Below are 13,935 nucleotides of genomic sequence, written 5' to 3' on the forward strand. Positions count from 1 at the left end.
CAGGGCTAGCGTCGTCGGAACATCGTGTTCTACTCTTGGACAAAATGTACCGCATCAGAGCAGATGAGCCGAGGCGGGAAGCGAGGTGGCAGGATGCCGGCCTTCCTGTTGCCGCGGCTGCCCCGCGGTACCGCCTCGGTCGCTCGGCTCGTCGTGGTCAGCGTGCCGGCCACGCTGGCCATCCTTTTCGGCGTCCTGATCTTGTTCATCGCCCTGTTCATGAACAAGGCGCGACAGCCCTACGCCCTCCGCGCCGCTAACGCGGCCTTCGGTGCGGCCAGGGTGATGACAGGTTCGTCGGCCTCCGAACAACCACCTGAAGGTGCTCAGCGTTCGGGGTCTCCCAGCCGGCCACTTCGCTAGCTCGACGTCGGGCGGCCGAGGGCTACCTGGCCGAGCTGCGTTCGTCGTAGCTCTGCCGGGCCGCGTCGACCTTCTCCAGGTTGCCCGACCACTCGGCGAGTGACGCGAACAGCGGGCCGAGGCTGCGGCCCAGCTCGCTGATCTCGTACTCCACCCGCGGCGGGACCTCGGCGTGGTAGGTCCGCACGACGAGGCCGTCGCGCTCCAGTTGCCGGAGCCGCTGGGTGAGCACCTTCGGCGTGATCGTCGTGATGCGGCGCTGCAGCTCGACGAACCGCTGGCGGCCGTACTCGTGGAGCGCCCACAGGATCGGCGTCGTCCAGCGGCTGAACACGATGTCCACCACCGGGGCGATCGGGCAGGCCAGCTCGGGTGTGGTCTCGGTCACTTTCGCGCCTCCAGCCATTACTTTCCTCTAGGTACCTACTATACCGGCGAATGTAACGTCCTTCCCATGATCATGGTGGTGGGAGCGACGGGAAACGTCGGAGAACCGCTGGTGCGGATGCTGTCCGCGGCGGGCGAAGAGGTGACGGCGGTGTCTCGCCGGATCACCGCGGCGCCGCCGGGAGTCGTTGTGCGGCAGGGAAACCTGGCCGCACTGTCCTTTTCGGATGTGTCGTCGGTGTTCCTGATGGTGCCGCCAGGTTTCGACGGCCCGCTGGAGCCGGTGCTGGCCCGGGCAGCCGCGGCCGGCGTCGAGCGGGTCGTGCTGCTGTCGTCGCAGGGCGTCGGAACCGGCCGCCACCCGGCGGTGTTCGAAGAGGCGGTGCGTGCGTCGGGTCTGAAGTGGACGGTGCTGCGGCCGGCGGGGTTCGCGTCGAACGCTTTCCAGTGGGCGGAAAGCGTGCGGGCCCGTCGCGAGGTCGCGGCGCCGTTCGCGGACGTGGCCCTGCCGGTGGTCGACCCCGAGGACATCGCCTCGGTGGCCGCGGCGGCGTTGCTCGACCCGTCGCACGAGGGCGAGACCTATGTCCTCACCGGTCCGGCGGCCGTCTCCCCTCGCGACCAGGCGGCGGCGATCGGCGAAGCGCTGGGTGAGCCGGTGCGGTTCGTGCCGCTGACGCGGGAGGAGGCCCGCGCGGCGCTGCTGGGCTTCATGCCGCCGGAGATCGTGGACTCGACGTTGGACATCCTCGGCTCCCCGACACCGGCGGAGCAGCAGGTGAGCCCGGACGTTTCGCGGGTACTGGGCCGCCCGCCGCGGCCGTTCGCGGAGTGGGCGTCGCGCTTTGCGGTGGCGTTCAAGTGACGACGCTGGCCTACCGTTCGTCCGGCGATGGTCCGCCGGTGGTGCTCCTGCACGGCAACCCGACGTCGTCACTCCTGTGGCGCAACGTGCTGCCGCACCTGCCCGGCCGCCGCCTGGCGCCGGACCTGATCGGCATGGGCGACTCACCCAGGCCGGACATCGCCTACACGTTCGACGACCACGCGCGCTACCTCGACGAGTGGTTCGACGCCCTTGCGTTGACGGATGTGGTGTTGATCGGCCACGACTGGGGCGGCGCGCTGGCGGCGGACTGGGCGTCCCGCCATCCTTCGCGGGTCCGCGCCCTGGCGTTCACCGAAGCGGTCCTGAAGCCGATGACGTGGGAGGAGTTCCCGCCGGCGGGCGCGGCGGTGTTCCGCGCGATCAAGGCCGGCGACGACCTCCCGGCCGAGTTCCTTTCCGGCCTCCCCCCGGAGTACGCGACGACGTTCCACCGCCCGCTGCTGCAGCTCGCCCGCTCGTTGCCCCTGGGCGGCGAGCCGCCGGAGGTGGTGGTTCGCATCGAGGCGTTCGGCCGCTGGCTGGCGACGTCTCCCGCGGTACCGAAACTGCTGGTGACGTTCGAGCCGGCCTTCGACACGATGCTGACGCCGCTGATGATCGACTGGTGCGTCAGGGAGCTCGCATCCCTGGAGGTGGCGCGGCGCCCGGAGAAGGCGGGCCACCACACGCCGGAGGAACAGCCGGAAGCCCTGGCGGAGACACTGGCCGGCTGGCTTTCGCGCGTCACGCGACCGGGTGAGCGGAACGAGGTTTTCCGCCGATCGGTGTAGCAGGACCGGCCGCGCCGGCGACCTGGACGGCATGAAGCAGGCGCGAGCGGGTCTGGTGCGGCGGTGGCGCCGCCGCGGAGGTGCGTGGTGGTGGGGGATCGTCGTGATCGTGGTCCCGGTGGCGGTGATCGCGGCGGCGGCGGTCTCGGTGCTGCTGACGTTCGTCGACACCGGTGACCCGAAGAACCAGATCGAGCTGATCAAGACGGGCCTCACGGTCGGCGCGGGCACCGGCGGGGTGGTCGCGCTGGTCCTGACGGGCCGCCGGCAGTGGGCCACCGAGCACGACGCGGGCGAGCGGCGCCTGACGGAGCTGTACGTGAAGGCGGTCGAGCAGCTGGGCTCGGAGAAGGCGGCGGTCCGCCAGGGCGGGTTGTACGCCCTCGAGCGGGTGGCGCAGGGAAACCCGGACCAGCGGCAGACGGTGGTGAACGTGCTGTGCGCGTACTTGCGGGCGCCGTTTCCGGTGCCGGGCACGCTCCCGTCCGGCCGGTCCCGGGGAATTCGCCGCCCAGCGCCGGAGGGCGCGCCGCGGGTGGTGTCCGACGAGTGGTCGGCTCAGGAACGCGAGGTGCGCCGCACGGCCCAGCGCATCCTCGGTTTCCACCTGCGACCGGGAACGAGCGACCGGCACCCGGCGGACACGTTCTGGGCGGACATCGACCTGGACCTCACCGGAGCGGTCCTGATCGACTTCGACTTCGGCCAGTGCCGAGCGAACCGGACGAGGTTCGACGAGGCGAAGTTCGCCGGCGACGCAACATTCCGCCAGGCGGAGTTCACCGGCAACACCCGCTTCCCGGGCGCGAGGTTCGCGGGAAAGGCATGGTTCGGCGGAGCGCGATTCGGCGAGGAGGCAATTTTCGAAGGGGCGACATTCAGCGACGACGCAGTGTTCGGCGACATAACCGCGGCGGCGCTCATGACGTTCGAAGGAGCGACGTTCGCCGGGGAGGCGTGGTTCCGGAGCGCGAAGTTCGCCGGGAAGGCTTGGTTCCGCGAGGCGAAGTTCGCGAAGGGCGTTCCGGCTGAGGCCGGCACTCCGTCGGACGCGCCGTAGAAGCGGACGGCGCACACTCCACCCGCTTGGCCGCACCGAAGCACGCGCGGCCGACCGCACCCCGTCCGGCGAGCGTCGGCTCCTCGGACGGGTTCAAACAGGTCAAGCTGAGTCGGGATGACAGGATTTGAACCTGCGACCCTCCGCTCCCAAAGACCCGGGGCCGCGGTTTCTTAGGGCGCCCAAAGTTGCATACATGCTGGTCAGCGCGACATGAGCGACGGCTGAGGTCGCCGGAAGCCGTACGAACTGAGACGGAAACTGAGACGCCGCTGCCCGCGCTCAGACGTTCGTCCGAACGTGGACAGTTGATGTTGCTCGGGTGCGAGGATGCGACAGACTGGCCGACGTGACCGAACTGGTTCTGACGGACGGACGCCGTCGCGCGCTTGTCGAGCTGCTCGACGACCAGCGACGCTTGGCGAGCGAGTACCCCGGGCTTAGCGAGTACCTGGAGACGGCGCCGACGCTGCCGGGCAGTGGTGACGACGCCTTCGACGCGGACTTCGACCTTCGACTCATCCATTTCATGGTGGACGACGAAGGCGTCTCCCCTCCGAACCCGTACTGGGAGATCGTGGAGCCCTTGGTATCCAAGAAAGAAGGGCGCCGAGTCGTGAGCGCGCCGGGTGGGCGCGGCAGCGCGCGTCTCGCGTACGCCGAAACGCTGCTCCAGTCGACATACGCCTACGCGATTCCGTCACCGGAGACGTTGGGATGGATCGCCCGATTTTGCGGTGACCGCTCGTTGGTCGAGGTGGGCGCGGGCCGCGGGTATTGGGCGGCTCAACTAAGCCGGCTCGGCCTCGCGGTCGACGCGTTCGACGTCGAACCGCCGAGCGCGGCGAAGAACGTCTCGTTCGAGTACGCCGCTCACCGTCGCGATGTCTTTCACGAGGTCGAAGCTGCCGACGGTGACGAAGGGCTCAGCGGAGACCAGTCGGGCGCCGTCTTGTTCTTGTGCTGGCCGCCGGGCTGGGGAAATGAGATGGCGTCGAGCGTGCTGAGCAGGTTCGAGCAGTTGGGCGGCGATCGGCTGGTCTACATCGGCGAGCCGAAGGGTGGGAAAACCGGCGATGACCGGTTTTTCGAGGCGCTTTCTGACCGTTGGCAGCTCTCCGAGGTCGACTCGAACTTCGTGTCGTGGTGGAACCTCGGCGATGTCGCACAGGGCTGGATCCGGCGGTGAACGCGAAGCGGGGCGGAGCCAGTCGGTGACCGGGCCCGCCCCGCTGATCGAGTGTTGCCTCGTAGGACCTCAGGAATCGAGCACCATCCTGAACACGAACGATTCGTAGCGATCGCGCGGGTACGAGATGTCCGACACCATGAGTACTCGCCCGTCAGCTGCCGAGAATTTCTGGTGGACCGTCTTCACCAGGTCGCCCGGCGTCGCGCGGAGCCACTCGGCGTGGCTGGGAGTTGGCAGCCGATCGGCGATGGTCTCTTCCAGGAACTTCGCGCCAGCGATCCCGGAAAACCCTTCGGGCTGGAAAGTGTCGGAGATAGAGATTGGGCGAGCGTCCTCCGACGCCCGGGTGACGACGTGACTCAACGTCGCCCCGGGTTCGACCGAGAACGCGTCGGCGAGTTCGGCAGTTGCGACAACCGTGTCCGAGAACCGTTCAACCTGGACGGTACTGCTCGACTCACCGTCGAACGTGGACTCGGCTGATTCGAGCTGCCGTTCTGGTGAAACCCGAACCAGGTTGGGTTGTGCGGTGACGAACACACCGCGCCGCCGGATCGCGTGCACGAGACCCTGGTTCTGAAGAAGCTCGATGGCCTTGCGTACCACGATGTCGGAAACTCCGTACCGACTCGCGATTTCAGCGTAGCTCGGGAGTTGAATCCCCGCCGGCAGTTCTTCACCTCGGATCTTCCTGGCGTATTCGCCGGCAATCGATACGTACGCGGGCTCTGTCACGCGATGATCCTCTCTGTGGGCCGGTCTCGAAAAGGGCCGGTAGGAGCATACACGGTTACGTATACATAGGCGTTTCGCCATGAATCGCAAGTCTGCGACGCGAGGCGACGTCCGCTGTGTGGCGTGACTCTGTGAACGCTCGCCGCCTCATGTGGCCGCTCGCGTGTATCGCAATCGTTACTTGATCTCTGTTTATGCAGGTGGCGGCCCATTTGGGGCGCCCCAGGTCAGACGTCTATGGCGGCTACGTATACGCAAGGGTTGTACGTGTACGAAGTTACGTATACGTTTGAGAAGTCAGCGACTCCAGGCGAGTCGGCCAGACCGGCACTTTGGGGAAAAGATGCAGGTGGAACGAACCCGGCTGTATCGGGTGAGGACGGTGGCGGAGGGCTTCGACGTCTCCGTCGCGACGATCTATCGGGCTGTCGAGTCGGGCGCGCTGCGCGCCATCCGGCTCGGCACCGGCAAGGGTGCGGTCCGGATCCCTGGTGCGGCAATCGAGGACTACCTCGCCGCGTGCGAGTCGGCCGCGACGACCCGAACTGATGGCGACCTGAGCATTCAAGCGCAGTACGCGACGGGGGGTGCGGCCTGATGCGTACGTTCGGGGCCGCCCTGGTGGCGGCGATGTTGATCTGTATCGGGGTGCTGCTGAGCGGCTGGCACGTGAAGATCGCGGTGATCTGGCCGTGGTTCGTGGTCGCGGGTGTCGCGGCCGGCGTGCTGGGCGTGGTCGAGCTGGTGCAGGGCAACGCGGCGAAGGCCGTGACGGTCGCACTCGGCCTGGTCGGCCTGTCGATCTGGTTCCTGGGCTGGGTCCCGGCCGAGACCCCGGGCTCCGACGTGTGGCCGTGGGGCCTGGTCCTCGGCGGCCCGGTCCTGCTGTTCACCACCGTGCTGGCACTGCGCGGTCGGGGCGGGTCGCTGGGCCTGCTGGGACGCTGGTCGCGCCGTTCCCGCCGCAACGGCGGGGTCGCGTCGCGCTGGCAGATCTGGCGCAAGGCATCGAAGCGGGCGATGCGGCGCAAGGCGGCGACGTTGAAGCCGTCGCTGAAGTCGTTGTCGCGGCGGGCGCGCCGGCGGGTCCCGGTGACCGCGTACGCGACCCGGCTGGTCCGGGTCGGTTTGCAGTGGCTGTGGACGCCGGTCGAAGACGTCACCCTCATCTTCGGCGGGCCCCGCTCAGGCAAGACCGGGCACCTGGCCGGGCTGCTGATCGACGCGCCGGGCGCGGCGATCGCCACCAGCACGCGCACGGACCTGATCGAGCTGACCGCGAAGCTGCGCGAACGCGACCACGGCCCGACCTACATTTTCAACCCGTCCGGCATGGGCAAGCTGGCCTCGACGATCACGTTCGACCCGGTGTTCGGCTGCGAGAACCCGGTGACCGCCACCTACCGGGCGGGGGACCTGCTGCCCGGCGAAGGCGGCTCGGACGAACGCGAGCACTGGGTGTCCCAAGCCCGCCGGGCGCTGGCGACGCTGATGCACGCCGCCGCGTTGGGTGAGCTGTCGATGGCCGAGGTCGCCGAGTGGGTCGCCGACCCCGACGGCAGCGCCGACGAGGTGCTGCGGCTGCTGCGCCGCTCGCCGGAGCCGATGTTCGTCACCGCCGCCCGGCAGTTCCTGACCACCAACGACCGGACCCGGTCCTCGATCACGACGACGATCATGCCCGCGCTGGCCTACCTGACCGACCCGACGGCGAAGGCGGCCGCGACCGGCGGGAGCTTCGACGTCGCCGAACTGCTGGAGTCGAAGGCGACGGTGTACCTGCTGGGCGCGGAAGAAGCGCACACCGCGCCGCTGCTCGCGGCGCTCACCGGGCACATCGCCCGGGAGGCCCGCCGGATCGCCACCGAGTCCCCGTCCGGGCGCCTGGACACCGCGTTCACCGCCGTGCTCGACGAGGCCGCGCTCATCGCGCCGGTCCCGGCACCGAAGTGGACCGCGGACATGGGCGGGCGCAACATCACCATCCACATCGGTGCCCAGTCCCGCGCGCAGCTGCGGCAGCGGTGGGGCGACAACGGCTGCGCGGCGATCATGACCAACTCCGCCAGCGTGCTCATCCTCGCCGGTGCCCGCGACTCCGACGACCTGCAGGCGTATTCGATGCTGACCGCCGAGCGGCAGGTGATGGTCGAGCAGGAAGACGCCGGCGGCCGGGTGACCGGGCGCAACCCGCAGCAGGTTCCGGTGATGTCGCCAGGGGAGATCTCGCACCTGCCGGAGCGGCATGCGCTGGTCGTGCGGCGCGGGATGCCCGCGGCGGTGGGGAAGCTGCGGATGGCGTGGGAGCGCCGCGACGTCAAGGCGCTCGCTCGAGCCGAGGCCCGCGCGGCGTTCGCGCAGCGCTGGTCGATGCGGCACGAGGCGGCCACGACGTGGCTGGCCGCGGTGGTCGACACCCTCGCCGACCGGGTCGAGCCGTGGGTGGCCCGCGCCGAGCAGTGGGCCAGCGACCGCAAGACCCGCGCCGGAGGCGCCGGGGTGGAGGTTCCGGCGCAGGATCACGCCGAGCCGATGGTGCGCGCGGAGACCGTCCGCCTCGACGTGCCCGAGACCAACGCACCCGCCGCGCCGGACGCCGGCGCGGCCACGGCTCCCGCACCGGAGGCGGATCCGCTGGCAGCACTGGACGCCGAGCTGGACGCCCGCTGGGCCGAGGCCGGCAGCGACGACCGCGGTGAAGGTCGGTGACCGGCATGGACACGAGCATGCAGATGATGACGCTCTCGACCTTCGGCGCCTCATGGGTGGTGCTGTCGGTCGGGCACACCCTGGCCGACCACGTGGGCGGCCAGACCGACCACCAGGCCGCGCGCAAAGGTGCCCCGACCGCGGGTGAGGTCGCCGCGGGTGTGAACCCTCGCCGCGGCTGGGCCGCAAACCTGTCTCACGTGGCGCAGTACCACGCGGTGCTGACCCTGCTCGGGTTCGGCGCGTGGCTGGTGCTGCCGCTGCGCTGGTCGGTGCTCGGCGTGCTCGCTGCGCTGGTTTGGTCGGCGGGCACGCACGCGTTCCTGGACCGCCGGTGGCCGGTGTGGCGCCTACTGAACTGCCTGCGCCAGGCCCGTTTCGCCGAGCTAGAGGCGGGCGGCCTCAACGGCATGTACCTGGCCGATCAGGCCCTGCACCGCCTGGCTCTCGGGATCGCCGCGGCAGTGCTGGCGGTGATCCCGTGACCACCATGCCAATGGGCCCGATCCGCACCGCCCGGATCACGACCGTGATCGCCGAGCTGGCGCGGGAAGTCGCCCGCGGCCAGGCCGAGGAGCGGTTCAACGTCGTGGTGGCGGTGGTGGAGATCGTCGTGTGGCGGGCCCTCAACGGGCAGACCGCGCAGCAGATCACCGCCTACCTGGCCGGCGATGTCGCGGCCGGGCTGCGCCTGGACTTCGTGGCCTGGGTGATCGCCGAGGCCGGCCGCCGGCTGGCCGAGCCCGCGCCGGAGCGGGGTGGGCGGCGATGAGGATGGAGCTTCCTGCCCTGATCGGCCGGGGCGTGGTGGCCGTGACCGCGCGCTACTGCACGAATGACCCCTACGTGATCACGCTGGGCTTCCCCGTCGCGGTGTGCGAGCAGGAGTGGCTGATCGGCCGAGAACTGCTGGCCGAGGGCCTGGACACCGGCGCAGCCGGGATCGGGGATGTGCGGGTCACCGCCCGCGGGGACGTGGTGACGCTGGGACTGTCCACTCCCGACGGTGTCGGCTGGGTGGTGTTCCGCCGCGACGACGTCGCCGCGCTGGTCACGCTGACCCACCGGCTCGTGATGCCCGGCCACGAGGGCGAATTCCTGGACTGGTCGGACACCGCCGGATTCCCCGGGGAGGCGCCGTGAACACCACGGCCAACACGTCGCGCCGGCCGCGGGTGTGGCTGGCCGCGGGAGTCGCCGACACGCCGGAACCGGCCGATCACCCGCCGGTGCGCGATGACCTGATGCGGCGCTGGGAGCCCGGCCCCGACGGCTGCTACCACACCGCCGACGGCCGGCACCACGCCAAATGGCCCGAACTGCACGCCCGCTTCGACCTGGTGGAGGTGGCCTGATCATGAGCAACGACAACACGACCGACGGGCCCGCCGGCGCCGCAGGCGCGGGGCAGCCGCATCCGGGGTGCGCGAGCACGGCCGCGGTCAGCGGGCTGGCCCGCGAGGTCGAGGGGCTGCGGATGGCGCTGGAGGCGGTGACGCCGCTGCCGGATCAGGTCAAGCGTCTGCATGACGAGGTGGCGCCGCTGCCGGAGCAGGTGACGAAGCTGGCCAAGGTCGTGAAGGCCCTGGTGGACAACGCGAGCCCGGACGAGCCGGGTGGGCGGACGCCGCCGCTGTCGTGGCTGGACCTGCCCGACGACGAAGACAGCGATATCGGCGCGGCGCAGGTGGTGCTGACCGAGCTGGCGGCGTGGCTGGTGCGGGTGTTCCTGCGCTACTCCGACGCCGCGCTGACGGAGTGCTGGTGGTGGCACCCGGACGTGGTCGAGGAGCTGGTGTGCCTGATGCGGTCGTGGCTGGCGGCCTATGTGGACGCCGACGCTACCGTGGCGCGGGCGGCGGACTGGCACGACCGCTATCGCCCCGGTGCGGTCAAACGGATCAAGACCGCGACGGCGAACTGCTCGCTGGAGAACCACCAGCCCGGCGGCGAACGGCACCGGCCCGCACCCTCGATTCCGTCGGATGCCTCGCTGGCCTCGATCGCCGCGTGGTGGGAGACCGCCCGCACCGATCCCGCACCGGAGCCGGACCTGGAGGTCGTCGCGGACGCCCGCGCGGCCGAAGCCGCGCGCCGCCGGAACGGGGGTGGCCGGCGATGAGCGAGGACCTGGTGACGCGGGCGCAGCGCGAACGCCCCCGCAACTACGCCGACCTGGAGTTCTGCGCCGACCGGGCCCTGACCCGGTATCTGCGCGGCGGCGCGCCGGACGGGCAGGCTTTCGCCGGCGATCCGGCGGTGGTGGGCCTCTACGAGCAGCTGACTGCCGCGGGAGCCGGCGCCGAGGACGCGGCAGAGGTCGCGGTGCAGGCCGCGGCCGCATGCGCGATGCGGATGCAGGCCGGTGCGCCGGAACAGGCCGAGGCAGTGCAGGCCGCTGTCGGCGCGCTGGCCGGGCAAGTCGCTGCCGGGCTGGACACCGCCGCGGCGAAGGCGGAATTCCGTGAGGCAATCGTGGGCTGGCGCGGGGACGGCTACGCCGAGGGCCCGCTCGCGGCGCCGGTGATGGTCGCGTTCGAGGACGGCACGGTGCTCCCGGACGGGGTCGAGGTGGCCGGGGTCCGGGAAACCGGTCCCCGGCACCGCCTGGTCGTACCGCAGGTGCAGGCCGGGATCGACGCCTACCTCGCCGCCCGCGCCGACGGAGTCGAGCACCTGCCCGCCCTGGAACTGGCCGGCGACGCCCCGGGGGTCGAGGAAGCGGTCGGGCAGTTCGCCGACGACATCGAGTTCCACGAGATGGACCTCACCGCCGCCCGGGACGCGGCGGTGGCGAGCGCGACGGCCGACGCGGCGATCGGACAGTTCCTGTCGCTGCGCAATTTCGGAATGGACATCGACCAGGCAGCCGCCACCGCGGCGGGCGGGGATGCGGTGGCGATCCACGCCGTCGCCGGGTTCATCGCCGGTGTCCGCGACGGCGTGGCTGAGGACGTCGCCGCGGTCGACGCCTGGACCGGCGCGGTGGCGGCGGTCCGGCAGGACGAGGTCGACCTGCCCGGGTTCGACGCCGCCCACGAGCAGGCCCGCGCCGCCCTCGACGGCCATGTCACCGGTGCCGAGACGGCCACGGCGGACGGACTCGCCGCCACTGCAGTGCGCCGCTACGAGTCGCTGACCCGGCTGGGCATGGACCCGGCCGCCGCGGCCCGGCTGGCCGCCACCGACGCCGCCGTCCGCGACGCGAAAGTGCGGGAACACAACGAGTTCCGGGTGCTGCACGAAGCCGAGACCGTGATCGCCGAGCTGCAGGCACAACTGCGCTCGCCCGCCGACGAGAACGACGAAGACGACGAACACGCCGAGGACCGGACCGACGTCGAGTCCAAGCTGGCCAACTGGGGCGAGGTCAAGGGCCAAAGCCAACTTTTCACGGATGAGGCGGGCGCGAAGGTCGTCAACGACGCGCAGGACGGCGAACCACCGCCGGCGGTGACGCTCGGCGATGCCGTGGCCGGGAGCGGCCGCGCAGTCGATGCAGCCGAAGCGGCCCTGCCGCGGACGGCCGCCGCGGAGGACGCCACCGACGAGGACACCGCGCGAGCCGAGATCTACGCCCGCTGGAGCAGCGACGACCGGGCCACCGAGACGGCCGACGACGACACCGAGGGGTGGCAGGAGCAGTGACCAGCAACAACGAACGCGCACCGCAGGCGCCAGCCGACGAGGACGTCGAGGTGGTACACACCGAACCCACACACGACGCTCCGGCGGCGCACGACGACCAGGAGCAGGCGACTGACCTCGCGCGTGACCTGCCGTACCTGACGCGCGTCGGTAATTACCACCGGGCGCACGACGCGCTGACGGTGTACGAGCGCGAGCTGGCGACCGGCGCGGACCCGGAGACGGCGCGGCGCGCCGCGGTCGATTCCGTGCCGGGGCACCATGAGCTGATCGAACTGGCCATCGTACGCTACGAGGGAGGGCACGCCGGCGGGCTGGACCTGCAGCGGGCGGCACTGGACACCGCCGAGCAACTGCATGACCGCACCCTCTACGCCGGCGTCGCGGAGGACGACGACGACCTCGAGTGGGAACCCGACGGCCATGAACTGGGCTGGGACCCTTCCCCTTCCGGGCCGGCGAGCGATACCGCAGCGGCGGCCGAGCCGGAGCGCGAGCCCGAACCCGATAGCTGGATAGCCCGCAACCTTTACGGTTTCGGCCCGGCCAGTCAGCCGCACCCCGCGAGCGTGGCCGCGCAGATACGCGATCCGCAACAGCGGGCGGCGATCGCCGCGCACGTGGCCACGTGCGGCAACGAGTCGGGCGAGTGCGGAATGTGCAATGACTGGCATGGCACCGCCGTCGACACGACCGAGCGCAGCACCAGCGACGACGTCACCGCGACCAGCGGCCCCGCCGACGAGGCCCAGCTGGATCTCCTGGCGGCCCACACCGGCCAGGACGCCCGCCGGGACGCCCGCCGGGACGCCGATGAGGTGCTGAACCGGATCGATGAGGCGCTGGCTGCTGAGGCGCTGGCCGCTGAGGCGGCGGGCGTGGACGAGCTGACCGGCGCGGAATGGCAGACCCCTCCGCCGGGCCTGGGGCTGCGACCGGGGTCGCAATCGCCGCACACCGCGGCGGCGGAGAACCGGAGCTGGCTGGACGGGCAGATGGGCGACTGCATGCACGCGGTCGACGCCGCCGACGCGGCGATGCGTCACGCCGCAGTCAGCCGGGAGGACGAGGAGCGGGGACGGCGATTCGCCCGCTGGAACGCCGACGACGCGGAGCGGGCCGCAGTGGACGCCGCAGGTGCCGACAACGAGTGGGGGCACGGATGAGCAGGACCGAATTCAACCGTTCGGGGTGGTCGAAGCTGGCGCTGCTCGCGCCCGGGCTGATCGTGGCATTGGGTGCGGCGGCGGCGACTGCGCACGGCCTGTTCGAGGTGGCCGCCGCGTCCGGCGTACCGGGCGGGATCGCCTGGATTTACCCGCTGATCACCGACGGGCTGGCGATCGTCGCTTACGTCGCGACGTCCCGTCTCGGCGACGCCGGCCGCGGCTACGCGTGGGCGGTGGTGATCCTCGCGGCAGGACTGTCGGGTGTCGCGCAGGCGATGTTTCTCGCCGGCGGCGTCGCTTCTCCGGCTGGCGCGGCGGGCAAGGCGGCGCCGGAGGTGCTGCGGTTCGGGGTCGGGGCGTGGCCCGCTGTCGCTGCGGCGATCGTGGCGCACCTGCTGTTCATGCTCGCCACCGACCACCGGACGGGCAGCGCGGATGACACCGCCCGAGCTGCGGCTGTATCTGCTCTCGTCGTCCCGTCGGATCCAGTCCGGCCGTCCGGCGTCCAATCCCGCGCCCTTCACACAGGCGGCGTCCAGCCGGGTGCAGTGGAGACGTCCGAGACGCGCGGGCTAAGTGGACGTCCAGCCGAGCCCTCGGATTCCGTCCAGCCGGAGCCGTCCTCGGACGCCGTCGCGGTCGAGGCGGGGCGGCAACGTCCGGTCAATGCGCCGGCGTCGCCAAAGCGGGACCGGGCGCGTGCGGCGGCCCGGCGACACCAGGTGCAGCACGGCGAACTCCCAACCGTCGATCAGCTGATGCAGCTCGCCGAAGTTTCCCGCGGAACGGCCGGAACAGCCCTCCAGGAACTCCGCGAACAGCCCGCACCACTGCAGCTCATCACCGAACTCAAGCCCCACCAGAACAACTCATGATCCATCTCAGCAGCACCACAGCAGAACCACTCAGTAAGCCACCTCAGCAGTCCCACATCACCATCAGCCACTCACCCAGCAACAACTCACCAGATCCAAGAAGAGATGCACACCTAGGCATCACGATCAGTCGGGCCG

Annotated in this window: 17 protein-coding genes; 15 read left to right on the forward strand and 2 right to left on the reverse strand. The window is 70.7% G+C overall.

The features are described 5' to 3' along the window. Positions 1-93 precede the first annotated feature (93 nt). Positions 94-363 (forward strand): hypothetical protein, encoded by a 270-nt coding sequence (locus tag C2L59_RS06965; RefSeq protein WP_103348680.1) that lies wholly within the window; start codon positions 94-96, stop codon positions 361-363. Between the two features lie 22 nt (positions 364-385). On the opposite strand, the gene C2L59_RS06970 is transcribed toward C2L59_RS06965, so the two are convergent. Beyond that, positions 386-769, reverse strand: coding sequence for a helix-turn-helix domain-containing protein (locus C2L59_RS06970; protein ID WP_199198947.1), 384 nt, complete (start codon positions 767-769; stop codon positions 386-388). 48 nt (positions 770-817) lie between these two features. Here C2L59_RS06970 and C2L59_RS06975 point away from each other — a divergent pair, with 48 nt between their 5' ends. From C2L59_RS06975 to C2L59_RS06990, 4 genes are all read left to right on the forward strand, one after another. Then, entirely contained in the window at positions 818-1,615 is a 798-nt protein-coding gene (locus C2L59_RS06975) for an NAD(P)H-binding protein (protein WP_103348682.1), read from the forward strand. Then, entirely contained in the window at positions 1,612-2,409 is a 798-nt protein-coding gene (locus tag C2L59_RS06980; protein ID WP_103348683.1) for an alpha/beta fold hydrolase, read from the forward strand. The genes C2L59_RS06975 and C2L59_RS06980 overlap by 4 nt, the downstream gene beginning before the upstream one ends. Before the next feature lie 31 nt (positions 2,410-2,440). Beyond that, positions 2,441-3,469: a pentapeptide repeat-containing protein gene (locus tag C2L59_RS06985; protein WP_103348684.1), complete on the forward strand. Its 1,029-nt coding sequence runs from the start codon at positions 2,441-2,443 to the stop codon at positions 3,467-3,469. Positions 3,470-3,818: 349 nt separating this feature from the next. Continuing rightward, positions 3,819-4,658, forward strand: a complete 840-nt coding sequence (locus C2L59_RS06990) for a hypothetical protein (protein WP_103348685.1) — start codon at positions 3,819-3,821, stop codon at positions 4,656-4,658. 69 nt (positions 4,659-4,727) lie between these two features. Here C2L59_RS06990 and C2L59_RS06995 read toward each other — a convergent pair whose 3' ends face one another. Further along, positions 4,728-5,396: a GntR family transcriptional regulator gene (locus C2L59_RS06995; RefSeq protein WP_103348686.1), complete on the reverse strand. Its 669-nt coding sequence runs from the start codon at positions 5,394-5,396 to the stop codon at positions 4,728-4,730. Between the two features lie 343 nt (positions 5,397-5,739). Between C2L59_RS06995 and C2L59_RS07000 the strand changes: the two genes are divergently transcribed. Genes C2L59_RS07000 through C2L59_RS07050 form a run of 10 tightly spaced genes read left to right on the forward strand, consistent with a single transcriptional unit; the run spans position 5,740 to position 13,797 of the window. Further along, positions 5,740-5,994, forward strand: a complete 255-nt coding sequence (locus tag C2L59_RS07000) for an AlpA family transcriptional regulator (RefSeq protein WP_255410245.1) — start codon at positions 5,740-5,742, stop codon at positions 5,992-5,994. Continuing rightward, positions 5,994-8,105, forward strand: coding sequence for a type IV secretory system conjugative DNA transfer family protein (locus C2L59_RS07005; protein WP_103348687.1), 2,112 nt, complete (start codon positions 5,994-5,996; stop codon positions 8,103-8,105). Before C2L59_RS07000 ends, C2L59_RS07005 begins: the two co-directional genes overlap by 1 nt. A 5-nt stretch (positions 8,106-8,110) precedes the next feature. After that, the gene (locus C2L59_RS07010; RefSeq protein ID WP_199198948.1) at positions 8,111-8,590 is read left to right on the forward strand and encodes a hypothetical protein; all 480 of its coding nucleotides are present in this window, start codon (positions 8,111-8,113) and stop codon (positions 8,588-8,590) included. Further along, a complete protein-coding gene (locus C2L59_RS07015; protein ID WP_146060279.1) occupies positions 8,587-8,877 on the forward strand; it encodes a hypothetical protein in 291 nt (96 codons plus the stop codon). The genes C2L59_RS07010 and C2L59_RS07015 overlap by 4 nt, the downstream gene beginning before the upstream one ends. Next, positions 8,874-9,248: an SsgA family sporulation/cell division regulator gene (locus C2L59_RS07020; RefSeq protein ID WP_103348689.1), complete on the forward strand. Its 375-nt coding sequence runs from the start codon at positions 8,874-8,876 to the stop codon at positions 9,246-9,248. Before C2L59_RS07015 ends, C2L59_RS07020 begins: the two co-directional genes overlap by 4 nt. Further along, positions 9,245-9,460, forward strand: coding sequence for a hypothetical protein (locus C2L59_RS07025; protein ID WP_199198949.1), 216 nt, complete (start codon positions 9,245-9,247; stop codon positions 9,458-9,460). Before C2L59_RS07020 ends, C2L59_RS07025 begins: the two co-directional genes overlap by 4 nt. 2 nt (positions 9,461-9,462) lie before the next feature. Beyond that, entirely contained in the window at positions 9,463-10,227 is a 765-nt protein-coding gene (locus C2L59_RS07030) for a hypothetical protein (protein WP_103348690.1), read from the forward strand. Next, positions 10,224-11,753 carry a hypothetical protein gene (locus C2L59_RS07040; RefSeq protein ID WP_146060280.1) on the forward strand — a complete coding sequence of 510 codons (1,530 nt, stop codon included), beginning with the start codon at positions 10,224-10,226 and terminating at the stop codon, positions 11,751-11,753. The genes C2L59_RS07030 and C2L59_RS07040 overlap by 4 nt, the downstream gene beginning before the upstream one ends. Further along, positions 11,750-12,919, forward strand: a complete 1,170-nt coding sequence (locus tag C2L59_RS07045) for a hypothetical protein (RefSeq protein ID WP_103348693.1) — start codon at positions 11,750-11,752, stop codon at positions 12,917-12,919. Before C2L59_RS07040 ends, C2L59_RS07045 begins: the two co-directional genes overlap by 4 nt. Continuing rightward, entirely contained in the window at positions 12,916-13,797 is an 882-nt protein-coding gene (locus tag C2L59_RS07050) for a hypothetical protein (RefSeq protein WP_103348694.1), read from the forward strand. Before C2L59_RS07045 ends, C2L59_RS07050 begins: the two co-directional genes overlap by 4 nt. The last annotated feature ends 138 nt before the right edge of the window (positions 13,798-13,935 follow it).

It is taken from the genome of Amycolatopsis sp. CA-128772, from assembly GCF_002904295.1.
GTDB lineage: Bacteria > Actinomycetota > Actinomycetes > Mycobacteriales > Pseudonocardiaceae > Amycolatopsis.